The organism is Pseudomonas sp. WS 5532 (assembly GCF_012985445.1).
Lineage (GTDB): Bacteria > Pseudomonadota > Gammaproteobacteria > Pseudomonadales > Pseudomonadaceae > Aquipseudomonas > Aquipseudomonas edaphica.
On the sequence record NZ_JAAQWK010000006.1, the window covers coordinates 271,096 to 298,083 of the forward strand.

Genomic DNA, 26,988 nt, shown 5'->3' on the forward strand with positions numbered 1-26,988 from the left:
ACGCCCTGTGGACGCTCTTTGCTTGATCCGAATTCTGAGACGGCGACGCTCTCCCTGAGCAGGGCCGTAATAGGTCCGAGCCTGGGCTGCGCTGAAAAGTTCAGGTGGATGTGCCGCCATTGGGCGGGAATCAAACCTGCCCGGCGGTTGTCCACCGATAGAGCAAAGCACAAAGGAGGCCACACCGATGAATATCCCGATCCCGGCTGAAACCCCGGACCCGAATATCGACAATCCAACGCTGCCGCCGAGTGAACCGGAACCGATCCCGGAGAAGGAACCACCGGAAAACCTGCCGCCCCCCGTGGAGGAACCGCCCACAACCATGCCGCCGGTGATTGTTCAACCTTGTTGATCAACGCCATCACTCACACGCGTACTCGCGTCAGGATGCCTGCCTTAAAAACGCATTAACCTGCGCGCACAGGTGAAATAGCCTACATCTCGCCTGTGCGCCTATTGCTACAGTCCCACACGCGCTTACTTGAGCACATTTCATTTACCCCCCTCTTAAACGCGAGCAGGTTAATACCATGTCGGACATTCACGTGAAGCAAAGCCGCCACCAACACGTACATTCAGACGTTTCCGTCAGCCGGCGTTATCTCACCGAGCTTAAAGCAAGCCTCACAGAGGAGGACATCGCCCAGGTTTTGCGTGCGCCCAACGACCTGAAGTCGCGTAAAGTCCTCAATGAAATGCGCATGCATTTCAGCCAGGAAAGTGTCGACTCCATGTTGAAAGAACCAGACGCCGAGGAAGTTGCTCACCTCCTGACGGACATCGGCAAGTTCCTGCAAAAAAATAGTGACGAGGCCTGCGTAAAATTATCCACCCAACTTTATTTCAGCGACTATCAGGCAGCCTATGACAAACAGAAAATCGCCTTACTGTTAAAGTTGATATCGGGTAAGGACGATTATGGCTTTCGCCATGTCTATGAGTTTTTCAAAGGCACGGCCGGAGCATTCGAGCACCTGAATGGGTGCGTGAAGGACACAACCCAAACGGTGATGGATATGAACACCATCACCGAGGCGCTCAACCCAACACACATTAAATCAAGGATGAAGGCTCACTGATCATGGACTCAACGTTCCTTCTCGAAGAGCCTGACGACTTTGGGCATTAAGCCAAGTACAACGAGCGCCAGCAGTGTACTCAATACCGCCGTTGATTCACGCCCAACCCCTGCCGCCACGCCAATGGCGGCGGTCATCCACAACCCGGCAGCGGTGGTCAGGCCTTTGACGTGCTGGCCCTCTTCATCCTCCTTGCCCTTGAGGATAGTGCCGGCACCCAGGAAGCCGATCCCGGCGATAACCCCCTGCAAGACCCTGCTCATGGCGTCCGACTGGCTGCCTGACATCTGCGGCACCAGCACAAACAGTGCAGCGCCCAAGGCCACGAGCATGTGGGTGCGCACCCCCGCCGCCTTGCCCTTTTGCTCACGCTCAAACCCCAGGATACCGCCCAGGATCGCGGCGATAAGCAGGCGAACGGTTATCTGAGTGAGCTGCTTTGCATCAGCGATGTCAGCAAATTCTGCATGCAGGGTTTGAAGCACTTCTTGCCACCAGGCGTCCATGGTCGTTATCCGTTTTAGTGTGGTTAGACGATGGACAGCGCCGACCGCCAGTCAGTTGCCTGGAACACCTGGCACTGCGCGACGCCCTAACCCATGACTGCCCATAAAAAGGAGAGCACCATGCCTGTACGTATCGACAATCAAACGTGCTTTTTCAAGGTCGCTGACGACGGCCAGGAATACGCCCTGCCCGCCACGGGTGTGACGGTGAGTACCGACAGCGCCAAATCCATGTCTTTTGTAGAGTTAAAAGGCGATCGGGTCTACATCACTGAAGCCGAAGCGGACGCACTGACCGTCGCCGGTGCAAGGGACGGTCGCAAACACTTGAAGGCGACCGACAGTGATTCGGTGATTTGATTGATCTGTATCAACCCGCGCACAAGCCAGCTGCACCCCAGGCGCTACGGGGTGCAGCACATTGTCACAGTGACGTATAGAAAGCCCATCTGATCCGCTTTTTATCGACCTACCTGAGTCTGTTATGCAAACAGCGTGAAGTTCATAGTTCATTGGCCTGATGGAGGCTGATGAGCGAACGACCATGAGCGAAAGAATCCCAACCGTGGACACCTTTGAGCCCATACACCCAAAGAAGGTGAAGGCCAAATCCAGTGACAACCTGATCCATACCCGCAGCTTCACCGGCGTGTTCCGCACTTTGCGTGTGGGCGGTGCCGCTGTGCTGTTCCTGGCGTTTTTTGGCACCGTGTGGCTGAACTGGTCCGGGCGCCAAGCCGTGCTGTGGGACTTGGCCGAAAGCAAATTCCACATCTTCGGTGCCACCTTCTGGCCCCAGGATTTCATCCTGCTGTCGGCGCTGTTGATCATCTGCGCTTTCGGCCTGTTTGCCATTACCGTATTTGCCGGCCGCGTTTGGTGCGGCTACACCTGCCCGCAAAGCTCGTTCACCTGGCTGTTCATGTGGTGTGAAAAGGTCACCGAAGGTGAACGCAACCAACGCATCAAACTGCAAGCGGCACCCTGGAGTCTCAACAAACTGGCGCGGCGTTCGGCAAAACATACGCTATGGCTGGGTATCAGCGTGCTGACCGGGCTGACGTTTGTCGGCTACTTCACGCCAATCCGCCCGCTGGCCAGTGAGTTGCTGACCTGGCAGATGGGCGGTGTGAGCCTGTTCTGGGTGCTGTTTTTTACCGCAGCCACCTACATCAACGCCGGCTGGCTGCGCGAAGCGGTGTGCATGCACATGTGCCCGTATGCACGTTTTCAGAGCGTGATGTTCGACAAAGACACCCTGACCATTTCCTACGACGCGGCGCGTGGCGAAAGCCGAGGCCCGCGCAAACGCGAGGTGAAACCGGCGCAGGTTGGCCTGGGGGATTGCATCGACTGCCAACTGTGCGTGCAAGTGTGCCCCACCGGCATCGATATCCGCGATGGCCTGCAAATGGAATGCATTGGCTGCGCCGCATGCATCGACGCCTGCGATTCGATCATGGACAAGATGGGCTATGCCCGTGGTCTCGTCAGCTATACCAGCGAACATCAACTGCAAGGTGGCAAAACGCACCTGCTCAGGCCACGCCTGATCGGCTACAGTGCCGTGCTGCTGGTGATGATCGCCGCCTTGGTGGTGGCCTTGATTGAACGACCAATGGTGTCGCTGGACGTGACCAAGGACCGTGGCATGTTCCGTGAAAACAGCCAGGGGCTGATCGAAAACATCTACAGCTTGAAGGTCATCAACAAGACCCAGCAGCGCCAGGATTACCGCCTGGAACTGGTGGACGCCGAGGGCTTCCAGTTGCAAGGCAAGACCCGGCTCAGCCTGGCGCCGGGGGAAATCAGCGATGTGCCGGTGTCGGTGGCGTTGCTGGCCGATAAACCGGCGAGCAGCTCGCAGACCTTGCGCTTCAAGGTTGTGGATGTGGATGAACCGTGGATTTACAGTGCAGCGGACAGTCGCTTTGTGGCGCCGTTGAATCGTTGATATCCAACACACACAGAAGATCAAGTGTGGGAGCTGGCTTGCCTGCGATGGCGCCCGGTCTGGCACGGATGATGTTGAATGTGCCACCGTCATCGCAGGCAAGCCAGCTCCCACATTTTGCCCTGCGAACACTATTGGAACGTTAATCAGGCCCCCATGAAACGCTACGAAAAATTTGCCGACGACATCGCAGAACTGATTCGCTCCGGCGTCCTCGGCCCTGGCCAGCGAGTGCCCTCAGTGCGCTATGCCAGCCAGACCTATGGGGTCAGCCCGTCCACGGTGTTCCAGGCTTACTACCTGCTCGAACGCCGTGGCCTGATTCGTGCGCGGCCGCGCTCCGGCTACTTCGTCAACACTCACGCGCCCAGCCCGTTTTCCGAGCCGGTGGTGAGTGAACAGGTGCACGAGTCCACCGAAGTCGATGTGAGTGAGTTGGTGTTCTCAGTGCTCGACTCCATCAAAGACCCCAACACCGTACCGTTCGGCTCGGCCTTCCCCAGCCCCATGTTGTTCCCGTTGCCACGCCTGGCGCGCTCGTTGGCCAGTGCCGGCCGTGAGATGGACCCGCGCCTGGTGGTCACCGACATGTCGCCGGGCAACCCGCAACTGCGCCGCCAGATCGCCCTGCGCTACATGGTGGGCGGCTTGATGCTGCCGATGGAAGAGCTGCTGATCACCAACGGCGCCCTGGAAGCGCTGAACCTGTGCCTGCAAGCGGTGACCGAGCCGGGCGACCTGGTCGCTATCGAAGCCCCGGCGTTCTATGCCTGCCTGCAAGTGCTCGAACGCCTGAAGCTCAAGGCGGTGGAAATCCCTGTACACCCGCGCGATGGCATCGACCTCAATGCCCTGGCGCAAACCCTTGAGCGCTACCCGATCAAAGCCTGCTGGACCATGACCAGCTTCCAGAACCCCATGGGCGCCACGCTGCCAGAGGCGAAAAAACAGGCGCTGGTGGAGCTGCTGCGCAGCCATCAAGTGCCGATGATCGAGGACGATGTGTACGCCGAGTTGTATTACGGGCAGCACGCGCCAAAACCGGCCAAGGCCTTCGACACTGAAGGGCTGGTGATGCACTGTGGTTCCTTCGCCAAGAGCCTGGCACCTGGCTATCGCGTCGGCTGGGTAGCGGCCGGGCGCTATGCGCAGAAGGTTGAACGCCTGAAGCTGATGACTTCGCTGTGCCCCTCGATGCCGGCCCAGGCGGCGATTGCGGACTACCTGCAACACGGCGGCTATGACCGGCACCTGCGTAAATTGCGCTACGCCCTAGAAGAACAGCAGAGCGCCATGCTGGCCGCCATCGCGCGCTATTTCCCGGCACAGACGCGGGTCAGCCAGCCGGCTGGCGGCTATTTCCTGTGGCTGGAACTGCCGGAGCAAACCGATTCGTTGAAGCTGTTCCAAATGGCCCTGGCCCAGGGCATCAGCATTGCGCCGGGGCCGATTTTTTCGGCGACCCAGCGCTTCAGAAATTGCATTCGCTTGAACTACGGCAGCCCGTGGACCGAGGCATCGGAAACGGCCATGGAAACACTCGGGCGCATTGTGCGGTCCTTCTAGGCTCGGTTGTTGCCTTATCTGACGCCATCGCGGGCAAGCCCGGCTCCCACAGTGAAATGCGTTCCACTGTGGGAGCCGGGCTTGCCCGCGATGGCGCCTTGACTGGCGCTAAAGACTCAACGGCCACCGCCCAAATCCAGAAAAGTGCCAGTGGTATACGAAGCCTTGTCCGACAACAACCAGATAATCGCCTCCGCCACTTCATCCGGGCGCCCGCCACGGGCCATGGGGATGCCGGACTCCAGCTTGCTGACTCGGTCCGGGTCGCCGCTCAGGGCATGGAAGTCGGTAAAGATGTAGCCAGGGCGCACCGCGTTGACACGGATCCCTTCACCCGCCACCTCTTTGGACAGGCCGATGGTGAAGGTGTCCAGCGCGCCCTTGGACGCGGCATAGTCGACATATTCGCCCGGCGAACCCAGGCGCGCGGCTACCGACGACACGTTGACGATGCTGCCGCCCTGCCCGCCATGCCTGGGCGACATGCGCAGCACCGCTTGCTTGGCACACAGGATCGGCCCCAGCACATTGGTCTTCATGATTTTGAGGATGCGGAACTCGGACATTTCATCGACCCGCGACTTATGCCCCACGGTGCCGGCGTTGTTGACCAGGGCCGTCACGCGCCCAAGCTCGGCATCAACACGATTGAACAATGCGATCACTTCATCCTCGATGCTGACATCGGCCCGCACCGCAATGGCCTGTGCACCCAAGGCGCGCACCTGGTCCAGTACACGCTGGGCCGCTGCCTCATCAGACTGGTAGTTGATGCAAATGCGGTAGCCCTGGCGTGCAGCCAGCAAGGCCGTCTCAGCGCCGATACCACGGCTGCCTCCAGTGATAATGACGACTTTGTCCATGCGTGCGGTCTCCTGAATAAACCAACGGTTTAAGGTTGGATCCAAGAATACCCGTCATCCATGGCTTTTGTCAGGCGCCAAGGCGTCTTCGGCGCGCTGGATATCGGCCATGAACCCCTCGGCCGGCAATGGGTGGCCCAGCAAGTAGCCTTGCAGCGCGTTGCACCCCAGCCGGGTGAGGAAACTTTGCTGCACATCGGTCTCCACGCCTTCGGCGACAATGCGCAGCCCTAGCGCCTGGCCGAGGGCGACAATGGCCGAGACGATGGCGGCGTCGTCGCTGTCGTGTTCAAGGTCGCGCACAAACCCGCGGTCGATCTTCAGCTCGTTGGCGGGCAACCGTTTGAGGTACATCAGGCTCGAATAACCGGTGCCGAAGTCGTCTATGGACAGGTCCACGCCCATGTCCGACAGTTGCTGCAGCACCGTCATGCTCGCATCGGCATCGCTCATGGCAGTGGTTTCGGTGATTTCCAGGGTCAGGCTGTTGGCCGGCAAGCGGTGACGCTCCAGCGCCTGCGCGACACTTTTAACCAACCCTGCATGGCAGAACTGCAACGCCGACAGGTTGACTGCAATGCGCCAGTCTTCATAACCCTGCGCGTACCAGACAGCCATCTGGCGGCAAGCCTCGTTGAGCACCCACTCGCCGATGGGAATAATCAACCCGGTTTTTTCCGCCAGCTCGATGAACATCGCCGGCAACAACAGCCCCTGTTGCGGGTGCTCCCAACGCAACAAAGCTTCGGCGCCGACCGCAATACCGCTGAGCGCGTCGAACTTGGGCTGGTAGTACAGGCGGAACTGTTGGTGCTCAACGGCGTTGCGCAGGTCCTGCAACAACTGCAGCTGTTTGCGCGCATTGGTGTTCATCGACACATCAAAGAAGCTGTAACCGTTCTTGCCCATGCCCTTGGCGTGGTACATGGCGGCATCAGCGTTCATCAGCAGTTCCTGAGGGTTAACGCCGTTACCGGGGAACATGGCAATGCCGATGCTCGCGGAGATCTTCAGTTCATGCTCGGCTACCTTGAACGTACGGTTGATCAAGCCAACCTGGCGCTCGGCCAAGCCCATGGCGTCGTCCGGCTGGGTCAACTGCACCAGCAGCACAAACTCATCGCCACCGATGCGCGCCAGGGTGTCCTGGCTGCGCAGGTCCTCACGCAGACGCAAACCCACCTCGCGCAGTAATTGGTCACCCATGTGGTGGCCAAATGCATCATTGACCGGCTTGAAACCGTCCAGGTCGATAAACATCAACGCAAAACAACCACCCTGCTCCCTGACCGCCTGTATGGCTTGTTGAATGCGGTCGGCGAGCAAGGTGCGATTAGGCAGCCCGGTGAGCATGTCATGCAGGGCCAGATGGGTGAGTTCCTGGTTGGCCAGGGTCAGTGAGTCTGCGAGCACGGCGGTGCGGGCTTCAAGCCGGGCGTCGAGCAATGAGGTCAATAACGCGATGATCAAGACCGCCAGCGAAGTGACCAGCACCAGGTTATCCAGGCCCTTGCCACTCAGGCCCGTCAGCGCGGCGCCGCAGAAACTGTTGTCATCAAAACGCGCGGCAGCCATGCCGGTGTAGTGCATACCGACGATCGCAATGCCCATCACCACCGCGGCGCCCCCCCGCGCCAGGCGTACGTAAGGCGTGTTGCGCCGCAAGTTGAAAGCGATCCACAAGGCCGCGCCGGACGCCAGCACGGCGATCAACAATGAGGCGCCAAACAGGGCGGGGTCGTAATCGATGCCCGGGGTCATGCGCATCGCGGCCATGCCGGTGTAGTGCATGCAGGCAATACCAGCCCCCATCACCAACGCGCCAAATGCCAACTGCCAAGCCGGCAGACGTGGCTGGCTGACCAGCCACAGTGCAAAGCCACTGGATAACACGGCGATCAATAACGACAGCGCGGTGATACCCAGGTCAAACCCGAGGGCAAAGGGCAGGCGCAACGCCAGCATGCCGATAAAGTGCATGGACCAAACGCCCACGCCCATGGCCAATGCCCCGCCGGTCATCCACATGTACGCTGCGCGGCCCCTGGCGGTCGCAATACGGCCGGCCAAGTCCAGCGCGGTATAGGACGCCAGGATCGCGACGCACAGGGAGATGACGACCAGAGAGGGGGAATAACTACCGATCAGCATGGGACTTCTCAAGACTGACGGGCCTGAAAACGCCCGTGCCAAGTGGCAAAGCCGGCGATTGTAGCGAGAATAATTATTGTCGGTTTGATTAATTATCACGGGGCCATTAGTGGCATTTTGACGCCAATCTACTGACCTTGAAATGCCACCTGCTTCAGCCCGCTGAGCAGGATCATCTGCTTGAAAATCAGGCCGTGGGCGATTGAACAGGCGCGGGCGGATTTTGATCAGCAATGTGCCGAGGAGTAACAAGTGCGGGCTGTTGTGGCGAGGGTGCTTGCTCCCGCTCGGGTACGCAGCGCCCGCAAGTGTTATGGGGCTGTTGCGCAGCCCAGCGGGAGCAAGCTCCCTCGCCACAGTGACAGTGCCCAGCCTTGATTGGGAAGGTGCTTGAGTTGTTTTTAATAGCTACTCAGTCACTGCTTCTCAGCCAAAGACGTCTGCCCGTCCCAGCCGCCACCCAACGCCGCAATCAACTGCACACTTGCCACCAACCGCGTCTGCAACAGGGTCAAGACCGTGCGCTCATTGCTCAACGCAGTGGCCTGCACCGTCACCACATCCAGGTAGGCGATCAACCCGGCCTTGTACTGATTCTGCGTCAAGCGCAGGGACTCGCGCGCGGCCTCCAGGGCTTCATTGCTGACCACCGCCTCATCTTCCAGCACCTTCAACTGCACCATATAGTTTTCCACTTCGCGGAAACCATCCAGTACGGTCTGGCGGTACTTGGCCACCGTCTCGTCATAAGACGCCACACTACGATCAACCTCAGCCGAACGCTGCCCACCGTCAAACAAGGTCATCGCAAGCTTGGGCCCCACCGACCAGAACCGGTTCGGCAAACTGATCCAATCAGCATAGGTGCTGCTGGAATACCCGCCCGCCAGGCTCAAGGTCAGGTCCGGGTAATAAGCCGCCTTGGCCACACCGATATTCGCGTTGGCCGCAATCACTGAGCGCTCCGCCGACGCAATGTCCGGGCGCCGCTCAAGCAATTGCGATGGCACACTCAGCGGAATCTGCGGCAAGGCAGGTATGTCTTTGCTCACCGCCAGATTGAAGTTGGCCGGCGCTTCGCCGATCAACACTGCGATGGCGTTTTCCAACTGCGCACGCTGCCAGATCAAGTCGATCAAACTGGCCTGGGTCGTCTTCAGTTGGGTCTGTGCCTGAGCAATCGCGGCTTTGTCGGAAACCCCCGCCCGGTACTGGTTTTCAGTCATCTTCAGGGAGCGCTGATAAGTCTCCAGCGTGGCCTGCAGCAAACGTGTCTGCTCGTCCATCACGCGCAGTTGCAGATAGTCCTGCACCAACTCCGACTGCTGGCTCAAACGCATCGCCGCCAGATCCGCGGAACTGGCCTCAGCCGTCGCCTCATTCGCTTCAAGACCACGGCGCAACTTGCCCCACACATCGGCCTCCCAACTCACGCCCAACTGGGTATTGAGCGTGTCACGAATACCACTGCTGGAACTGCTGAGGCTGGCGTTACTGCTGCCGGTGCCCTGACTGGCACGGGTTTTACCGGCACTGAAGTCCACCGTTGGGAAAAACGCCCCGCGTGCGCTGCGCACCTGGGCCTGGGCCTGGCGAAAGCGCGCTTCGGCCTGGGCCACGGTTTGGTTGGAATTGTTAAGGCGCGTGACCAGCTCGTTAAGTTGACGGTCACCGTACAACTCCCACCAGGCGCCACGGGCCAGGGAATCGCTTGGGTTGGCCTGGCGCCAGCCCTGGGCTTCCTTGAACTGCGCGGGTTCGACCACCTCCGGGCGCTTGTAATCCGGGCCGATGGCGCAGGCACTGAGCAAGGCGCCGCACAACAGCATCGTTACCCCCTTCACACCCTTGCCGATACGTGTGGCGTGGCGAGGTCGACTATCTGGGGCCGCTGCGCAGCCCAGCGGGAGCAAGCTCCCTCGCCACAGTGTCTGGGCATTCGTTGAATCGGTCATAGCGCAGTATCCAAGGCAGCATCGGTACGCACGCCACGCCAGGCGTTGAAGCGATGGCGCGCGCGGTCAAGATAAAGGTAAACCACCGGAGTGGTGTAAAGAGTCAGGATCTGGCTGAACACCAGCCCACCGATAATGGTCAGGCCCAGCGGCTGGCGCATTTCGGCGCCATCGCCGGAACCGAGCAGCAACGGCAAGGCGCCGAGGATGGCGGCGAGCGTGGTCATCAAAATCGGCCGCAGGCGCAACAGGCAGGCGCTGCGGATCGACTCCAACGGGCTCATGCCATCGTGGCGCTCCAGCTGCAGCGCCAGGTCAATCATCAGGATCGCATTCTTCTTCACCACGCCGATCAGCAGGAACAGACCGAGCAAGGATATCAGGCTGAATTCACCGCCCAGCAGGTAGATCGACAGCAGCGCGCCGACACCGGCCGACGGCAAGGTCGACAGGATGGTCAGCGGGTGAATATAGCTTTCATACAGAATGCCCAACACCAGGTACACCGCCACCAGCGCGCCAAGAATCATGAACGGCTGGCCCTTCTGGGTCGCCGCAAACGCATCGGCGGTGCCGGCCATCTTGGCGATCACGTCTTCGGGCAAACCGACCTTGGCAATCGCCCGCTCGATAGCGGCCGTGCCCTGCTCCACCGTTACGCCGGGCGACATGTCGAAGGCAATATTTTCCGAGGCAAACTGGCCTTCATGGCTGACACGGTCGTCGGCCAGGCTGTTTTCGTAATGGGCAATGGTCGACAACGGCACCCGCGCGCCCGTGGAGGTGATCACCTGCATCTGGTTCAAGGTGATCGGGTCCTGGGCGTATTTCGGGTTGACCTCCATCACCACCTGATACTGGTTGAGGCTGTCATAGATAGTAGAAATCTGCCGCTGACTGTAGGCGTTGTTCAACACCGAGGTGACCATGCTCATGTCGATGCCCAGGCGCTTGGCCTGGTCGCGGTCGACCACCAGCGTCACCTGCGCCGCACCGCGACCTTCGCGGGCGTCGATGGCGGTCAGCTCCGGTAGCTCGCGCATGGCAGCGACCACTTTCGGGTACCACAAGCGCAACGCAGCCAGGTCGCCGCTTTGCAGGATGTAGGAGTATTGGGCGCTGGTCTGGTCACGGCTGCCACCAAATTGCAGGTCCTGGTCGGCCATCAGGAACAGCCGTCCGCCCGGCACCAGCGGCACTTCCTTGCGCAGACGCTCGATCACTGCCTGGGCCGAGAGCTTGCGTTCGGCAATCGGCTTGAGGCGCACCAGCATCACCGCATTGTTAGTGCCATTGTTGCCACCGATAAAGCCGGCCACGCTGAGCACCGCCGGGTCTTTGAGGACCGCCTTGCGGAAGGTTTCCATTTTTGGCTGCATCACATTGAACGACAGCCCATCATCGCCGCGCACAAAACCGATCAACTGCCCGGTGTCCTGCTGCGGCATGAAGGTTTTCGGCACCACCACGTACAGCGCGATGTTCACGCCCACGGTGATCAACAGGCTCAGCAGGGTCAGGCGGCGATGGCGCAGCACCCAGTCCAGGCTGGTGGCGTAGGCTGCAACCATGCGGTCGTTGACCTTCTGGCTCCAGCGCTGCAAACCGGTCATGTGCCCTTTGACGTGCGGTTTGAGCCAGCGCGCGCAGAGCATCGGGGTCAAGGTCAGCGAGACGATCAGCGACACTATGATCGCCGCCGACAAGGTGATGGAAAACTCACGGAACAGGTTGGTGACGATGCCGCCCATAAACAGGATGGACAGGAACACCGCCACCAACGACACGTTCATCGACAGCAAGGTAAAGCCCACTTCCTGGGCGCCCAGGTACGCCGCCTTCATCGGCGGCACGCCGTCGTCGATATGCCGGGAAATGTTTTCCAGCACCACGATGGCGTCGTCCACCACCAGGCCGGTGGCCAGGATCAACGCCATCAGCGAAAAATTGTTCAACGAAAAACCAAACAGGTACATCACCGCAAAGGTGCCGACCAGCGACACCGGCACCGCCAGGGTCGGGATCAACGAAGCGCGGAAGTTACCCAGGAACAGGTACACCACCAGCACCACCAGGGCCACGGCAATCAGCAGGGTCATCTCGGCTTCATGCAGGGTCGCGGTGATCACCGGCGAACGGTCCATGGCCAGGTTGAGCTTGACGCTGGACGGCAGCACCGCCTGCAACGCCGGCAACTGGGCCTTGATCTGCCGGACGGTCTCGATAATGTTGGCGCCGGACTGGCGGTTGATGACCAGCAGCACCGCCGAATCATTGTTGAAGAAGCCGCTGTTGTAGCGGTCTTCCACGCCATCGCTGATCTTGGCGACATCCCCCAGGCGCAAGGCCGCGCCGTTCTGGTAGCGGATCAGCAGCGGCTCGTAGTCCTTGGCCTTTTCCAGCTGGTCATTGGCCTGGATCTGCCAGTTACGCTCGCTGTCTTCCAGGGAGCCCTTGGGCCGCCGCTGGTTGGCATTGGCGATGGTATTGCGCACATCGTCCAGGGCCACGCCATATTGGTCCAGGGCCTTGGGTTCCAACTCGATGCGCACTGCCGGCAAGGAGCTGCCACCGATCTGCACTTCGCCTACCCCCGGCACCTGGGACAGGCTTTGCGAAAGAATGGTGGAGGCCAGGTCGTACAGTTCGCCCTTTTGCAACACGTCGGAGGTCAGTGACAACACCATGATCGGTGCCTGGGACGGGTTGATCTTCTTGTAGGTCGGCATGCTGCGCATGCCACTGGGCAGCAGGTTGCGCGATGCATTGATGGCCGCCTGCACTTCCCGCGCCGCACCGTTGATATCACGGTCGGAGTCGAATGCCAGAATCACCCGCGTAGAGCCCTGGCTCGACGAACTGCTCATGGTGGTGATGCCGGCAATCGCGCCGAATGAGCGTTCCAGCGGCGTCGCCACGGTAGACGCCATGACCTCGGGGCTGGCGCCGGGCAAACTGGCCGACACCACGATCACCGGGAAGTCGATCTGCGGCAACGGCGACACCGGCAGCAAGTTGAAGCTCACGCCACCGAGCAACATAATCGCCAGGCTCAGCAGCATGGTGGCTACTGGCCGGCGAATGAAAGGTCCGGACAGGTTCATGACTCAGCCGGCTCCAGGCTTTGTGGCTCTTTGCGCCAGCGACGGCCCAGGCGGTCGAAATACAGGTAGATCACCGGCGTAGTGAACAGCGTCAGCACCTGGCTCACCAGCAGGCCGCCGACCATCACCAGGCCCAGCGGTTGGCGCAACTCCGCGCCGGAACCCGTGGCCAGCATCAATGGCACCGCACCAAACAAGGCGGCCAGGGTGGTCATCAAAATCGGCCGAAAACGCAGCAACGCCGCCTGATAAATTGCCGTTTGCGGGTCCAGACCCTGGTTGCGTTCGGCGTCGAGGGCAAAGTCGATCATCATTATCGCGTTCTTTTTGACGATACCGATCAGCAGGATAATGCCGATGATCGCGATCATGCCCAGGTCATTGCCACTGAGCAGCAACGCGAGCAAGGCGCCGACTGCGGCGGATGGCAACGTGGAGAGAATCGTGATCGGGTGAATGTAACTCTCATACAACACGCCGAGCACGATGTACATGGTCACCACCGCCGCCAGGATCAGCAGCAAAGTGCTCGACAGCGAGGCTTCGAACGCCTGGGCCGCGCCCTGGAACTGGGTCTGCACGCCCACCGGCATGCCGATGTCCTTCTGGGTCTGGTTGATCAGCTCCACGCCTTTGCCCAGCGCGACGCCAGGGGCCAGGTTGAACGACATCATCACCGCCGGGAATTGGCCGATATGCGCGATTGCCAGTTGCGCCTGACGCTGCTCCACATGCGCCAGGCTCGACAACCGCACCTGGCCGCCGTCGGTGGTTTTCACATGGATCTGGTTGAGTGCCGCCGGCCCCAGGGTTTCACCGGACTGGGCCTGCAATACCACACGGTACTGGCTGGCCTGGGTGTAGATGGTGGAAATCTGCCGCTGGCCGAAGGCGTCATAGAGTGCGTCGGTGATGGTTGACACACTCACGCCCAGCCGCGAGGCGGCGTCACGGTCGATCACCAGGAACACTTGCAGGCCCTTGTCCTGCAGGTCGCTGGCCACATCGGTGAGTTCCGGCAACTGGCGCAAGGCGTGCACCAGCTTGTCGCTCCACAGCGCCAGCAGGTCGGCGTCCGGCGAGGACATGCTGAACTGGTACTGGGTGCGGCTCACGCGGTCTTCAATGGTCAGGTCCTGCACCGGCTGCATGAACAGGCGAATGCCCACCAGCTTGTCGATCTGCGGTTGCAGGCGCGTGATGACCTGGGCCGCGCTCACGTCGCGCAGGCCGTGGGCCTTGAGGTTGATCAGCAAACGGCCGCTATTGAGAGTGGCGTTATCACCATCCACACCGATATAGGACGACAGGCTTTCAACCGATGGGTCGGCCAGGATCACCTTGGCCAATTCCTGCTGGCGCTGGCTCATGGCGGCAAACGAAATCGACTGCGGTGCTTCCGATATGCCCTGGATCACCCCGGTATCCTGTACCGGGAAAAAGCCCTTGGGCACCACCAGGTACAGCACCACGGTTAGGCCCAAGGTGGCGATGGCCACCAGCAGGGTCAGCGGCTGGTGCTTGAGCACCCACTGCAATTTGCGCCCGTAGGCTTCGATCAACCAATCGATCCAGGCGCCGCTGGCCTTGTAGAAACGACCTTGTTCTTCTTCCTTGGGTTCGCGCTTGAGCAAGCGCGCGCACATCATCGGCGTCAGGGTCAGGGACACCACCAGGGAAATCAGGATCGCCACCGCCAGGGTGATGGCAAATTCGCGGAACAGCCGCCCGACCACATCGGCCATGAACAGCAGCGGAATGAGTACCGCGATCAGCGACAGGGTCAGGGAAATCAGGGTGAACCCGATTTGCTTGGCGCCCTTGAGCGCCGCCGCCATGGGCGTCTCGCCTTCCTCGATGTAGCGCGAGATGTTCTCCAGCATCACGATGGCATCGTCCACCACAAACCCGGTGGCGATGGTCAGGGCCATCAGCGTCAGGTTGTTGATGGAGAAGCCTGCCAGGTACATCACGCCAAAGGTGCCCACCAGCGACAGCGGCACGGCGATCGACGGAATGATCGTGGCACTGACCCGGCGCAGGAACAGGAACGTCACCATCACCACCAGGGCAATGGCGATCAGCAATTCGTGCTGTACGTCTTTCACCGAGGCCCGAATGGTCTGGGTACGGTCGGTAAGCACCGTCACATCCAGGCCCGCCGGCAGGTTATCGGTGATGCTCGGCAGCAGCGCCTTGATACGGTCCACTACCTCGATCACGTTGGCGCCGGGCTGGCGCTGGATGTTGAGCAGCACGGCCTGGTTTTCATTGGCCCAGGCAGCGAGGCGCTCGTTTTCGGCGCCGTCGACGATCTGTGCCACGTCTTTGAGGCGCAGCGGCGCGCCATTGTTGTAGGCCAATATGAGTTCGGCGTATTGCTCGGGCGAGACCAACTGGTCGTTGGCATCGAGCATCGATACCCGTGTGGGGCCGTCAAAGTTACCCTTGGGCTGGTTGACGTTGGAGGCGGCGATCAGGGTGCGCACGTCCGACAGGTTCAAGCCGTTGGCCGCCAGGGCCTCGGGGTTGACCTTGATGCGCACGGCCTGGCGCTGGCCACCGGCGATGCTGACCATGCCGACGCCGCTGATCTGTGCAATTTTTTGCGCCATGCGCGTGTCAACCAAGTCGTTGAGCTTGGGCAGCAGCATGGTCTTGGAGGTAATTGCCAGGGTCAGCACCGGGGTGTCTGCCGGGTTGACCTTGTTGTACACCGGCGGCGCCGGCAAATCCTTGGGCAACAGGTTGGTCGCGGCGTTGATCGCGGCCTGCACCTGTTGCTCGGCGACATCCATATTGATGTCGAGGTTAAAGCGCAGGGTCAGCACCGAGGCGCCGCCCGAACTGGTGGACGCCATCTGGGTGAGGCCGGGCATTTGCCCGAACTGACGCTCCAGCGGCGCAGTGACCGCGCTGGTCATCACGTCCGGGCTGGCGCCGGGGTACAGGGTCATCACCCGGATCGTCGGGTAATCCACCTGGGGCAAGGCCGAGACTGGCAACAAACGGTAAGAAATGATGCCGGCCAGGACAATGGCCAGCATGCTCAGCGTGGTGGCAACCGGGCGAAGGATAAACAGTCGCGACAGGTTCATGAACCGACCTTTTGCGCCTTGCCGGCGTTAGCGCCGGTCTCCCCTTTTGCCGCAGGCTTGCCTTGCAGGTGTTCGGTCGGCGTGGTCGGCACTTCGCTGCTGGCGTTGACCACTTCAATGTCGCTGCCGTCCTTGAGGCGGTCGGTGCCTTCCAGCACCACGCGATCACCGGCCACCAGGCCTTCCTTGATGACGGTGTTGTCGCCGTCGGTATCGCCGACCACCAAGGGTTGCATCTTGACCTTCTTGTCGCCATCGAGCTTGTAGACGAAGGTGCCGCTGTTGCCGAACTGGATCGCGGCGGACGGTGCCAGCACCACGTTGTGCAAGGTGTCGGCCAGCAGGTGCACATTGACGAACTGGTTGGGGAACAGCGCCTGGTCCTTGTTATCGAAACGGCCCTTGAATTTGAGCGTGCCGGTGGTCACGTCGATCTGGTTGTCCAGGCTCTGCAGCACGCCGAGCGCCTGCTGCTTCACATCTCCACGGTCCCAGGCTTCCACGGGCAGCTTGTTGCCGGCGTGGTAACGGGTGAGCACAGTGTCGAGGGTGTTTTCCGGCAGGGTGAAGACCACGCTGATCGGCTGGGTCTGGGTGATCACCGCCAGAAAGGTGGTGTCATTGGCCGCCACCAGGTTGCCGACGTCAACCTGACGCAGGCCGACGCGGCCGCTGATCGGCGCGCGGATCCTGGTGAATTCGAGGTTAAGCTTGGCGTCGTCTACCGCGCCCTGGTTGGTCTTGACCGTGCCTTGGTACTGCATGACCAGGGCTTCGGCGGTGTCCAGGGTCTGTTTGGCGATACTGTCCTGGGCATACAGGTCACGGTAACGTTGCACGTCAACCTGGGCGTTTTTCAGTTGGGCCTGGTTCTGCAAGAGCGTGCCTTGGGCCTGGAGCAAGGCGTTCTGGTAGCTACGCGGGTCGATCTCCGCGAGCAGGTCGCCTGCCTTGACCATCTGACCCTCTTCAAACGCGATCTTGACCAGCTCACCGCCCACCCGGCTGCGTACATTAATGGTGTTGAGCGCGGTCACCGTGCCCAAGGCCTTGTAGTACACCGGGAACTCGCCCAGTACCGCTGGCGCCACGCGCACCGGGATCGGGCCGGTGGAACCCCCGAAACCTGGGCGCGCCATCCCCGTCTTGCCGGTATGCCCGGCCGGTTTCTGCGCGCTGGCATCTGTATGGCCTGCGGGCCAGAATTTCCAGCACAGGCCGGCGATAACCAACAGCACGAGCAGGCCGAACAGCCAGCGGCGGGAATTGCGGGGGGAGGATTGCATGGAGTGATCAACCATTGGGCGCGAGAGCTTCTTCTTTGGGAGGCTGAAAGATAAGCACTGGGGCGCATTAAGAAAAGCGCCTTTACCGGCTATTTACCTTGGATTACAACTTTTAACTTCTGAGCTTAGTCCGTTGGCTATTTCGCTAAGCGTTTGAGCCGCAAATAAAAACGGCCTGGACTAGGCCAGGCCGCAATCTTGCATCAAGCGTGCTACTGCAAAATGACAGTAATGCGCCGAAACAGTTACTTCAAAACAGCCAGGGCTGCTTCGTAGTTTGGCTCTTGGCCGATTTCAGGCACCAGTTCGCTGTGCAGCACGTTGTTGTTTTCGTCCAGTACCACCACGGCACGGGCGGTCAGGCCTTGCAGCGGGCCATCGGCCAGGGATACGCCGTAGTCTACGGCGAAGTCGGCGTTGCGAAAGTCCGACAGGCTCAGCACGTTGTCCAGGCCTTCGGTGCCGCAGAAGCGCTTCTGGGCAAACGGCAGGTCAGAGGAGATGCACAGTACAACGGTGTTGCTCACGTCGTTGGCCTGGGCGTTGAATTTGCGTACCGAAGTGGCACAGGTCGGGGTGTCGACGCTTGGGAAGATGTTCAGCACTTTGCGCTTGCCGGCGAACGTTTCCAGGGTCGCCTCTGACAGGTCGACGGCGACAAGATTGAATTCTGGAGCGGTGGAACCGGTTTTCGGCAATTCGCCTTCAACCTGGACAGGGTTACCACGAAGGGTGACTTGAGCCATGAACGGAATCCTTATGCTGGGTTTTGGTTAAACGAATTCGAGAGGCCGAAGTTAACCACAAAGTGCAGTGACTACCTACCACCGGACACAAATTGTCATGCCCCGCAGGTGTGGTTTAATTGCGCGTTTTTTGCCCGCCCTTCAAGGATCTGCTTTAGATGAATCAGCCCGCCACCAAAGTCCTGGTCATAGGTTATGTCTGGCCGGAGCCCCGCTCCTCAGCCGCCGGCGGGCATATGATGCAGATTCTGCAGAGCTTCCTGGACCAGGGTTGGGACATTACCTTCAGCAGCCCGGCGACTATTGGTGAACACAAGGCCGACTTGCCTGCCCTGGGCATCGCCGAGTGCGCCATCGAGCTCAACAACAGCAGCTTCGACGATTTTATCCGCGCGTTAGCCCCGGATATCGTGTTGTTCGACCGTTTTATGATGGAAGAGCAGTTCGGCTGGCGTGTGGAGCAATGCTGCCCCGATGCCCTGCGCGTGCTTGAAACCTCCGATTTGCAAAGCCTGCGCGATGCGCGCCATCAGCGTTTCAAGGCCCACCTCAAGGCTCACCCCGACAGTGACGACTTCAGCGCACTGTTCAAGCCGGCCCTGCAGGAAGCGTTCCAGTGGATGGCCGACACCGACCTCGCCAAGCGCGAGATCGCCGCCATTTACCGCTGTGATATCAGCCTGATGATTTCCGATGTGGAAATCCGCCTGCTCACCGAACAATTCAAGGTGCCGGCCGCCCTGCTCCACTGGTGCCCATTGATGCTGGAACCACCGGTTGAAGCCTTTGCGCCGTTTGAAGACCGCGCGCACTTCCTGAGCATCGGCAATTTCCGCCACGCGCCCAATTGGGATGCGGTGCTGTGGATGAAGAGCAGTTTGTGGCCGTTGATCCGCCAGCAACTGCCGGGCGCACAGCTGCATATCTACGGTGCCTACACGCCCCCCAAGGCCACCGCCCTGCACAACCCGGCGCAGGGTTTTCACGTGATGAATTGGGCTGAAGATGCGCTGCAGGTCATGGCCGCGGCCCGTATCTGCCTGGCGCCACTGCGTTTCGGCGCCGGCATCAAGGGCAAACTGATGGATGCCATGCTCTGCGGCACGCCAAACATCACCACGCCGATTGGCGCCGAGGCCATGGGCGACGATCAGCCATGGCCCGGTACCATCGAGCAAAGTGCCGAGGCCCTGGCCGCTGCCGCCGTGGCGCTGTATCAAGACCGCGAGCGTTGGACCCAGGCCCAGGAAGACGGCCGCCGATTGCTGGCTCGGCGCTACGACCAGAGCCTGCATGGCCCCGCCCTGGTGGCTTGCCTGGAACACTGCCGCAGCCGCCTCGCCGCCCATCGCCGGGACAACTTCACCGGCAGCATGCTGCGTCACCATGCGCATAAAAGTACCCAGTACATGTCGCAGTGGATCGAGGCAAAAAACCGCAGCGTATAAAGGATGACGCTAGCGAGGTTGCGCGCAAGGGGGCATTATCCTGTGCAGCAACCACAATAAAGCGACGGCAGCATGACCCGAGCAATGCGCATTACCGACCCTTCCTACGAGTTGATGGACGATCACAACGGTCTGTCCATCATCTATCGCCAGCATGGTTTCCCCTGCCCGTTGGTGCGCTGGCACTTCCACAAGGAATACGAGCTGCACCTGATCGTCGCCAGCTCGGGCAAAGTGTTTATCGGCGACTACATCGGTAACTTCTACCCCGAAAGCCTATTCCTTACCGGCCCCAACCTGCCCCACAACTGGATCAGCCAGGTGGAGGAAGACGAGGTGGTGCCCAAGCGCGACATGCTGGTGAATTTCACCGACGAACTGTTTGAACAGGGCAGCCCCGTGTTTGCCGAACTCAAGACGCTGGCGCCGATGCTGGAACGGGCGCAGTACGGCATCGAGTTCCGTTGCAAAAAAACCATCGCCCAAGCCATGACCTTGATGCAGCGCATCGAAGACGCCCAAGGTATAGCGCGCCTGGGGCACTTCTTTATTCTGCTGGAGGTGTTGAGCGCCTGTGAGGATTACCAGCTGCTGTCCGGCGGGACGACACCGCAAGTGGCCGACGAGCACAGCATTGATCGCACCAACCGCGCGGTGGACTATATCTTTGCCCACTACGCCCGCGAATTGTCGCTGGAGGAAGTGGCGCAGTACCTGGGGATGAAGCCGACGTATTTCTCACGGGTGTTTAAACAAGCCACTGGGCGCACGTTTATAGAGTTTGTTAACCGGCTACGCATCAGCAAATCTTGCGAGCTGCTGGCCGATGGCGACAAAGCCGTGACGGATGTGTGCTTTGAATCGGGTTTTAACAATATTTCCAACTTCAACCGGCGTTTTCAGCAGCTCAAGGGCATGACGCCGTCCCATTACCGACGTCTGGCGGTGCAACGGCTCACGGATCAGAACCTGACGCCGATAGGCGCTTAGCACTTCAATTCGAGGGCAGCAGGCCTTAATGGGCCATTTGCTGAGATACGCCTCCCGCCCGTCTCGTTTAAATCCCGCAATACAAGGGGCGGAACACATTCCTTCTCGCGACCAACAAGCTACCAGCCCGCAGCCTGACTGCTTGCTCACCCAACGTCGCCAAATCGGAATGCCCCATGAGAAGTTACCTGACGCACTCACCCCTGACCTTTGCTGCCCACCCCCCAAGCCCATCCCCTGCGCCCGTTGAGGGGCAACCGAATAACGCGCGGACACGGCGCAGCACATCGGCTGACGTAATCTCCCTGGAAGTACAAAAAGCCGCCCAGACCTTGGTACGCCAGGCGGACGCCGACCTGGCCGGAAAATTCGCCACCGCCTTGATGGAACAGGTCAATTCAAATAGCACAGGCCGCCAGCAGCCCATCGCCTCCGGGGTAGTCTCTGCTATTCCCGCCAACTCCACGTTCGGACAACTCTGGGCACAGCTTACTCACACACTCAAGAGCGAGCCGTTTGCCACGTTTGCAAAAAATAACCACATTGATCTTTCAAACCTGAAAGTGACGCCCAGCGGCTGGCTGGATTGCACCGTTAACGGCAAGCGCAGGACCTTTTCCAATTACGAAACAGGCTTTGAGCAAGCCACTGTCGACGTTTTGATCGCTGCCCGCAAACTGAGCCCTGACAACAAGTCGTTTGTATACGTAGACGAACACAGCTCCACTACGCGTGCTGTCGGTAATTTTTACGGCGTACAGGTTCCCAATACAAAAGCCGCGACGCTCGCGGATATCCGTCAATTGCAGGAGAACATGAGGTTCCCCTCCGTGTTTTCTCCTGACGCCAACGCACCACGCCCCCGTCGACACGAATACCGGCACGCCAGGCAAATGCAGGACGAAGCAGAGCAGGACCTCGCACTTCAGATGGTTCGGGAGCCGGGGAAATTTCCTCCCCAGCAGGGTCAAGCTGGCATTCCTCAGCTCGCGCCGCCAAACCCTGCGCAACCGGCCACAACGCCGGCGCAAACGCCAACCGCCACCACTGACCCGGTGGCCGCCATTGCGCGCCGACAGTTTGCCGGTGAGCCCAATGTTTACTCGGTGGTCGCGCGCGCGCTAAGCGATAGGATAAAGGAGGTGGCCCCCGCACTGGACGTCGACGTCAACCAGATCTCTATTGAAACGCCCGATCCGGACACCCCTGGTGCATTCAAGCGAACACAATTAATGGCACGTGTCTTCGACTACTTGACGGGTGGGGAGGCCCCGCGCTTCACAGGCACCGATAGAGCTTTTGACACACGTCCTGATCTGCTGGCACGGACGGGCAACTCTGCCGACACCCCGCTCGATCTGGATTTGTCAGCGTTGAGCAGTATCATAAATGCATTGCCGGCTCGACTGAACCACTACTACGAAACGGCCATGGGTGAATATTGGGATAAGCCGGCCTTCGCTGGAGGCACTGATGCGGGTGCTGCCTTTACCGGCAGCCACAGGGCATTGGTTAGTCGAATTCTGCGAAGCAACTTGCAACTGGCCAGTCTGAAACAACCCGGCCTGGATGATGAGCAGCGCAAGACCATAGACATGGTCGCAAGACATCCCGAAGAAGCCACACGCCCCGCCCCAACTGACCCCAACTCATCAGGGGCCACCGTCTATAGCCTGGTCGGTACAGCGCCAAAGATGGTGATTCATCGCTACTTGGCGAACATAAATCGCGACATTCTTCTATTAGTGGAGCCCAGCGGGAAAATCACCCCGTTTAAGAGCTGGGATGAACTCAACGGCTTGGGTGCTCTGAATGACAGGCTGACCGGCAATATGTTCAGCGCCCAGGCCGACATCATCATCGATCAGCACCTGGGCGACAGTTTGTCTGCGCCTTCAACGCCCTCAGGCACAGACGACTCGACGAAGGAGACCATCCCTCTGCCCGACTGGATGAGCAAAGCCGGCGAAGCCGAACGTTTTGTCATGCATGAACTCAGCCTGGGATTGGCAAGCACTCACCAAACTAACCAAGGCCGCAGCTACAACAGCGGCATTGAGGACATTCGCAGTTTTGCGCAGCATCGATTTGACAGCCTGCCCGAAAACCAAAAGCTGACGGCGCACGCGGCCGCCAACCTTGAGGTGGTCTTCAAAGTGCCTTATGGAACGCTGAACTCCGGCTTCATTGACCGGCAAACCATGAGCCTGACGGACATGCTCCTCAATAACTTATCGGGGCTGCCTAATGGCCGGATAGAAGTCTTTTTCAAGACAGGGCTCAAAGATGAGAACGGTGCAGAAATAAAAGTCAGAGTGCCCACACTGGAAAAAGAAGGTGTGCTCAAGCAGCTCGTTGACGAGCTCGATATTGGCAAAACCTATACGGATTTGCTCAAAAAACAATTGCTCGACGACCCCAGCGAAAAAGCGCAGCGCCAGTCACTTTTCGCTCAGCAAGTGCCGCTCGAACTACAGTTCAAAGCCCTGGAACTGAGCATCAAGGGAGCGTCCGGTTTCAACGCAACAGGTTTCAGGTACATCCAGGAAGTGTTCAAGCCTGGCCTTGGCCCCAGGGTCGTTGATGGCAAGGAAATCGTCATCCGACCGCTGGCGTTTGATAATCAAGCCAATGGAAAGCCCGATGGGGTGGAAGGTGCCTATCTGATCGAACCCAAAGACACTACGACCGGCCCGCATATTCTGTATAGGCCGCTGATCAGCGATGCTCCGCTGCTGCAATTTCCAACCCGCCAGGCACTGCTGGAAGCCATACAGAACAAAGGTAAGCTGCAAAATGACATCCTCGCCTGGCTCCCGGATGAAAACACTCGAAAACTCTACAGCGGCGACGGTTTCAAGCATCCCAACCTGGTGATATTCGGTTTGAACCTGGGGTCCGTTCCCCTTAACAAGGCCCACCCTCTGGCCATCGATACCCGACTGCAGCAAACGTTACAGGAGGGAAAATTGCTGGAGCATCTGTACGAGGCCAATGCCCGGAACTTGATCACCCTGGCTGAGCACCAATCAACAACAGACGCTCAAAGCCGGTGGGCATCCCTCAAGGAGGGTGGTTTCCTGCTGCTCAATTCAGTGCTGCCTGTGCTGCGCGGCCCCGGCGCCATACTCGGCTTGATGATGCAGGCTCAAGGCATTATCAGCGACTTGGGCATCCTGCTCGACGATGACGCACAAAAGAAACAAGCAGCCCTGACCGATCTGCTGGTCAACCTGGCAACGTTGTTTATCCACTTCAAGGCACGCTCATTGTCGGAGCCCTCTTCCGTTACGTCGACAAGCCCGGCAACCGGCGCCAGCGTGATGGTAGATGAAGCAGTACCGCTCACCCCGCCCCTACAGCGCTTTCGGATGGGGGGGCCGCTGGAAAGGATCATACCTGTGGACGGGGAAATCCAGACCAACGTAGACACTTACAATCGTAAAGGCCAGGAAGTGAAGCGGCTGAATATCATTGGTCATGCCGCTAAGCCTGAGGGAGAGCAATCAGCGGTGATTGTCGCTGAAGGTGAACAAGTCTATACGGCTGAAAAACTCGATAATGAACTCTTTGGGCGGGGCATTAATATTCGAGATTACCCGGAAGTTCGCTTGCTGGTGTGCTACTCCGCCAAAGGGGGTGACAACTCTCTGGCGGCACAACTGCACTCGCTCACTGGCGTCCCGGTAAAGGGATATGAAGGCACAGTCGACGTAGGGTATATATCTGGTGTAGGCGTGGACCCGGAAGATATATACAAAACAGCCCTTGAAAAACTCAGAACCCAGCGTCCAGAATTTTCTGAAGCCGCCAGGAAAGAACTGGCAGAGATAGCGCTGAACAACCAATTAAGAGACATTGATATTTTTAACCATGTGGAAAAGAAGAGTGGTAAAAAAGTAAAAGTAAACTGGGGAACGATTCAAAATCCAATCTATGAAGAGGTGTCAGTCGACTACCGTCCCAAGCGCTTCGGACCGTCAAAGACCCGAACAATTGCGGGCACTGCAGAGGTTCAAGACACCTCAAAAGAACTGCATAACATGGGTGAATATAAAGCCTTCAAGGCGTTGCCCGAGGCTGACAAACTGAAAAACAGCATTGCTTTTACGACCTCGGAAGACGGTCAGTATGAGTACTTTCTGGACCGGACAGTGGGCAGCACGGAAATCAGACTAAACATCATCGGGCATGGTGATAAAGGCGGCGCTACATTCAAAAGCGATCTGAAAGGCGCAGCGTCCCACTCGCCTGAAGCATTTGCAAAATTGATTGCCCCCATGCTGAAAAAGACCGGGGCTACCCATATCAGGATGATCAGTTGCAAATCAGGCAGCACCGGCTTTTCGGAAGAACTCTCAAAACGCTTGAACGTGCCCGTCAAAGCGCCAGTGGGCACCGTCACTCAATTTGAAGTCATGAAAGACAGGTACTGGATTCTGGAGAAATTCCCGAACCCACGTCGCCCGCACGATCATGAGTGGAAGACATTTACACCTGCCACACCGGCCTAGTAGACCTCAACGCGCCAGTCCCCACTTATGCCAAGCCGTTGAATCACCCGGTTCAAGCCCCTGGTGGTTCAGCGGCTGACCAGGCCGGGCGTTGCTGAAAGGTTTCATGCAATCGATTGCCGAGTGCAAAAAAGTATCAGCTCAAGTGTGCCCAAGGATTTGTCACACGCCCATTTCAAGGCTGTAATCAACGCACACTCTTCCTGACACCTTGTGGGAAGACACAACAACAATAACTGTCATTCTGTAGCCCTCTGGGCACGGAAATGGAGTGCGCGATGAAGTTCACAGCAAAAGCACTGCTTGTCTCCACCTGCATGACCACCTGCATGACCCTCAGCGCCGTCAGCTTTGGCGCGCAAACCCTGACCATTGCCACCGTCAACAACAGCGACATGATCCGCATGCAGAAGCTCTCGAAAACCTTCGAGACCGAGCACCCGGACATCAAGCTGAACTGGGTGGTGCTTGAAGAAAACGTACTGCGCCAACGCCTGACCACCGACATCGCCACCCAGGGCGGCCAGTTTGACGTGTTGACTATCGGCATGTACGAAGCTGCACTGTGGGGCGCCAAGGGTTGGCTGGAGCCGATGAAAGACCTGCCGGCGTCCTACGACCTCGACGACGTGTTCCCTTCGGTGCGTGACGGCTTGTCGGTCAAAGGCTCGTTGTATGCCCTGCCGTTCTACGCCGAAAGCTCGATCACCTACTATCGCACCGACCTGTTCAAGGGCGCCGGGCTGAGCATGCCCGAGCACCCGACCTGGACTCAGATCGGTGAATTCGCCGCCAAACTCACCGACAAGAGCAAAGAGCAATACGGCCTGTGCCTGCGTGGCAAAGCCGGTTGGGGTGAGAACATGGCGCTGATCACCACCCTGGCCAACGGCTACGGCGCGCGCTGGTTCGATGAAAAATGGCAACCGGAATTCAACGGTCCGGAATGGAAGGACGCGTTGAACTTCTACGTCGACAACATGAAGAAATCCGGCCCGCCGGGTGCTTCCAGCAACGGTTTCAACGAAAACCTCGCGCTGTTCAACAGTGGCAAGTGTGCGATCTGGGTGGACGCCAGCGTGGCCGGTTCGTTCGTCACCGACAAGTCTCAGAGCAAAGTCGCTGACAGTGTCGGCTTCACCTTCGCGCCGCACGAGAAGACCGACAAGGGCACCTCGTGGCTGTACTCCTGGAGCCTGGCCATCCCGACCAGTTCCAAAGCCAAGGATGCCGCCAAGGTGTTCACCACCTGGGCAACGTCCAAGGAATACGGCGAACTGGTAGCCAAGACCGACGGCATCGCCAACGTACCGCCTGGCACGCGCAAATCGACCTACAGCGACGAATACCTCAAAGCCGCACCGTTTGCCAAGGTGACCCTCGAATCGCTGAAAGTCGCTGACCCGACTAAACCGACGCTCAAGCCGGTGCCGTATATCGGTATCCAGTTGGTGACCATTCCTGAATTCCAGGCGATTGGTACCCAGGTCGGCAAGTTCTTCTCGGGCGCGCTGACCGGTCAGCAAACGGTGGACCAAGCCTTGACCGCCGCGCAGACCACCACCGAGCGTGAGATGAAGCGGGCGGGTTATCCCAAATAACTCAGCATCACCGCGATAAATGCTTTGTGTGGGAGCTGGCTTGCCTGCGATGCGGGCGACTCGGTCTGTCAGCCAGACCGATGTGATGCCATCGCAGGCAAGCCAGCTCCCACATTGAGCGCGC

General features: G+C 59.2%; 17 protein-coding genes. 9 read left to right on the plus strand and 8 right to left on the minus strand.

Annotated elements, in window-relative coordinates; genetic code table 11:
• Positions 1-187 precede the first annotated feature (187 nt).
• Both HBO23_RS13345 and HBO23_RS13350 read left to right on the plus strand, forming a co-directional pair.
• Entirely contained in the window at positions 188-355 is a 168-nt protein-coding gene (locus HBO23_RS13345; protein ID WP_017139127.1) for a hypothetical protein, read from the plus strand.
• Between the two features lie 178 nt (positions 356-533).
• Positions 534-1,082, plus strand: a complete 549-nt coding sequence (locus HBO23_RS13350; protein WP_170038423.1) for a hypothetical protein — start codon at positions 534-536, stop codon at positions 1,080-1,082.
• Between the two features lie 8 nt (positions 1,083-1,090).
• On the opposite strand, the gene HBO23_RS13355 is transcribed toward HBO23_RS13350, so the two are convergent.
• Positions 1,091-1,588, minus strand: coding sequence for an MgtC/SapB family protein (locus HBO23_RS13355; protein ID WP_017139129.1), 498 nt, complete (start codon positions 1,586-1,588; stop codon positions 1,091-1,093).
• A 120-nt stretch (positions 1,589-1,708) separates the two neighbouring features.
• On the opposite strand from HBO23_RS13355, the gene HBO23_RS13360 reads away from it, so the two are divergent.
• The 3 genes from HBO23_RS13360 (at position 1,709) to mapR (ending at position 5,108) form a co-directional block, all read left to right on the plus strand.
• A complete protein-coding gene (locus HBO23_RS13360) occupies positions 1,709-1,948 on the plus strand; it encodes a DUF3203 family protein (protein WP_017139130.1) in 240 nt (79 codons plus the stop codon).
• 184 nt (positions 1,949-2,132) lie between these two features.
• Positions 2,133-3,542: a cytochrome c oxidase accessory protein CcoG gene (gene ccoG / locus HBO23_RS13365; RefSeq protein WP_099548274.1), complete on the plus strand. Its 1,410-nt coding sequence runs from the start codon at positions 2,133-2,135 to the stop codon at positions 3,540-3,542.
• Between the two features lie 156 nt (positions 3,543-3,698).
• The gene (gene mapR / locus HBO23_RS13370; protein ID WP_170038425.1) at positions 3,699-5,108 is read left to right on the plus strand and encodes a GntR family transcriptional regulator MpaR; all 1,410 of its coding nucleotides are present in this window, start codon (positions 3,699-3,701) and stop codon (positions 5,106-5,108) included.
• Between the two features lie 116 nt (positions 5,109-5,224).
• Here the strand turns inward: mapR and HBO23_RS13375 are convergent, their stop codons facing one another.
• The 7 genes from HBO23_RS13375 to tpx form a co-directional block, all read right to left on the minus strand.
• Positions 5,225-5,971 (minus strand): SDR family oxidoreductase, encoded by a 747-nt coding sequence (locus tag HBO23_RS13375; protein WP_017135063.1) that lies wholly within the window; start codon positions 5,969-5,971, stop codon positions 5,225-5,227.
• Positions 5,972-6,025: 54 nt separating this feature from the next.
• Complete coding sequence (locus HBO23_RS13380) at positions 6,026-8,122, minus strand: EAL domain-containing protein (protein WP_170038427.1); 2,097 nt, start codon at positions 8,120-8,122, stop codon at positions 6,026-6,028.
• Positions 8,123-8,538: 416 nt separating this feature from the next.
• On the minus strand, positions 8,539-9,951 hold the full coding sequence (locus HBO23_RS13385) for an efflux transporter outer membrane subunit (RefSeq protein WP_050547726.1): 1,413 nt from the start codon (positions 9,949-9,951) through the stop codon (positions 8,539-8,541).
• Between the two features lie 122 nt (positions 9,952-10,073).
• Positions 10,074-13,181 (minus strand): efflux RND transporter permease subunit, encoded by a 3,108-nt coding sequence (locus tag HBO23_RS13390; RefSeq protein WP_099548270.1) that lies wholly within the window; start codon positions 13,179-13,181, stop codon positions 10,074-10,076.
• Positions 13,178-16,279 carry an MdtB/MuxB family multidrug efflux RND transporter permease subunit gene (locus HBO23_RS13395; protein ID WP_017135060.1) on the minus strand — a complete coding sequence of 1,034 codons (3,102 nt, stop codon included), beginning with the start codon at positions 16,277-16,279 and terminating at the stop codon, positions 13,178-13,180. Before HBO23_RS13395 ends, HBO23_RS13390 begins: the two co-directional genes overlap by 4 nt.
• On the minus strand, positions 16,276-17,580 hold the full coding sequence (locus tag HBO23_RS13400; protein ID WP_170038429.1) for an MdtA/MuxA family multidrug efflux RND transporter periplasmic adaptor subunit: 1,305 nt from the start codon (positions 17,578-17,580) through the stop codon (positions 16,276-16,278). The genes HBO23_RS13395 and HBO23_RS13400 overlap by 4 nt, the downstream gene beginning before the upstream one ends.
• 230 nt (positions 17,581-17,810) lie before the next feature.
• Entirely contained in the window at positions 17,811-18,311 is a 501-nt protein-coding gene (tpx, locus tag HBO23_RS13405; protein ID WP_017135058.1) for a thiol peroxidase, read from the minus strand.
• Positions 18,312-18,469: 158 nt separating this feature from the next.
• On the opposite strand from tpx, the gene HBO23_RS13410 reads away from it, so the two are divergent.
• The 4 genes from HBO23_RS13410 (at position 18,470) to HBO23_RS13425 (ending at position 26,864) form a co-directional block, all read left to right on the plus strand.
• A complete protein-coding gene (locus HBO23_RS13410; RefSeq protein WP_170038431.1) occupies positions 18,470-19,759 on the plus strand; it encodes a glycosyltransferase in 1,290 nt (429 codons plus the stop codon).
• Positions 19,760-19,831: 72 nt separating this feature from the next.
• Positions 19,832-20,749: an AraC family transcriptional regulator gene (locus HBO23_RS13415; RefSeq protein WP_099548264.1), complete on the plus strand. Its 918-nt coding sequence runs from the start codon at positions 19,832-19,834 to the stop codon at positions 20,747-20,749.
• A gap of 176 nt (positions 20,750-20,925) precedes the next feature.
• A complete protein-coding gene (locus tag HBO23_RS13420) occupies positions 20,926-25,263 on the plus strand; it encodes a DUF6543 domain-containing protein (RefSeq protein WP_170038433.1) in 4,338 nt (1,445 codons plus the stop codon).
• Positions 25,264-25,541: 278 nt separating this feature from the next.
• The gene (locus HBO23_RS13425; RefSeq protein WP_065931666.1) at positions 25,542-26,864 is read left to right on the plus strand and encodes a sugar ABC transporter substrate-binding protein; all 1,323 of its coding nucleotides are present in this window, start codon (positions 25,542-25,544) and stop codon (positions 26,862-26,864) included.
• Positions 26,865-26,988: the final 124 nt, after the last annotated feature.

Bases quoted from the DNA above. Each gene is read 5' to 3' on its own strand.
- HBO23_RS13345 (WP_017139127.1), top strand. From the start codon at position 188: ATGAATATCCCGATCCCGGCTGAAACCCCGGACCCGAATATCGACAAT.
- HBO23_RS13350 (WP_170038423.1), top strand. From the start codon at position 534: ATGTCGGACATTCACGTGAAGCAAAGCCGCCACCAACACGTACATTCA.
- HBO23_RS13355 (WP_017139129.1), bottom strand. From the start codon at position 1,588: ATGGACGCCTGGTGGCAAGAAGTGCTTCAAACCCTGCATGCAGAATTT.
- HBO23_RS13360 (WP_017139130.1), top strand. From the start codon at position 1,709: ATGCCTGTACGTATCGACAATCAAACGTGCTTTTTCAAGGTCGCTGAC.
- ccoG (WP_099548274.1), top strand. From the start codon at position 2,133: ATGAGCGAAAGAATCCCAACCGTGGACACCTTTGAGCCCATACACCCA.
- mapR (WP_170038425.1), top strand. From the start codon at position 3,699: ATGAAACGCTACGAAAAATTTGCCGACGACATCGCAGAACTGATTCGC.
- HBO23_RS13375 (WP_017135063.1), bottom strand. From the start codon at position 5,971: ATGGACAAAGTCGTCATTATCACTGGAGGCAGCCGTGGTATCGGCGCT.
- HBO23_RS13380 (WP_170038427.1), bottom strand. From the start codon at position 8,122: ATGCTGATCGGTAGTTATTCCCCCTCTCTGGTCGTCATCTCCCTGTGC.
- HBO23_RS13385 (WP_050547726.1), bottom strand. From the start codon at position 9,951: ATGCTGTTGTGCGGCGCCTTGCTCAGTGCCTGCGCCATCGGCCCGGAT.
- HBO23_RS13390 (WP_099548270.1), bottom strand. From the start codon at position 13,181: ATGAACCTGTCCGGACCTTTCATTCGCCGGCCAGTAGCCACCATGCTG.
- HBO23_RS13395 (WP_017135060.1), bottom strand. From the start codon at position 16,279: ATGAACCTGTCGCGACTGTTTATCCTTCGCCCGGTTGCCACCACGCTG.
- HBO23_RS13400 (WP_170038429.1), bottom strand. From the start codon at position 17,580: ATGGTTGATCACTCCATGCAATCCTCCCCCCGCAATTCCCGCCGCTGG.
- tpx (WP_017135058.1), bottom strand. From the start codon at position 18,311: ATGGCTCAAGTCACCCTTCGTGGTAACCCTGTCCAGGTTGAAGGCGAA.
- HBO23_RS13410 (WP_170038431.1), top strand. From the start codon at position 18,470: ATGAATCAGCCCGCCACCAAAGTCCTGGTCATAGGTTATGTCTGGCCG.
- HBO23_RS13415 (WP_099548264.1), top strand. From the start codon at position 19,832: ATGACCCGAGCAATGCGCATTACCGACCCTTCCTACGAGTTGATGGAC.
- HBO23_RS13420 (WP_170038433.1), top strand. From the start codon at position 20,926: ATGAGAAGTTACCTGACGCACTCACCCCTGACCTTTGCTGCCCACCCC.
- HBO23_RS13425 (WP_065931666.1), top strand. From the start codon at position 25,542: ATGAAGTTCACAGCAAAAGCACTGCTTGTCTCCACCTGCATGACCACC.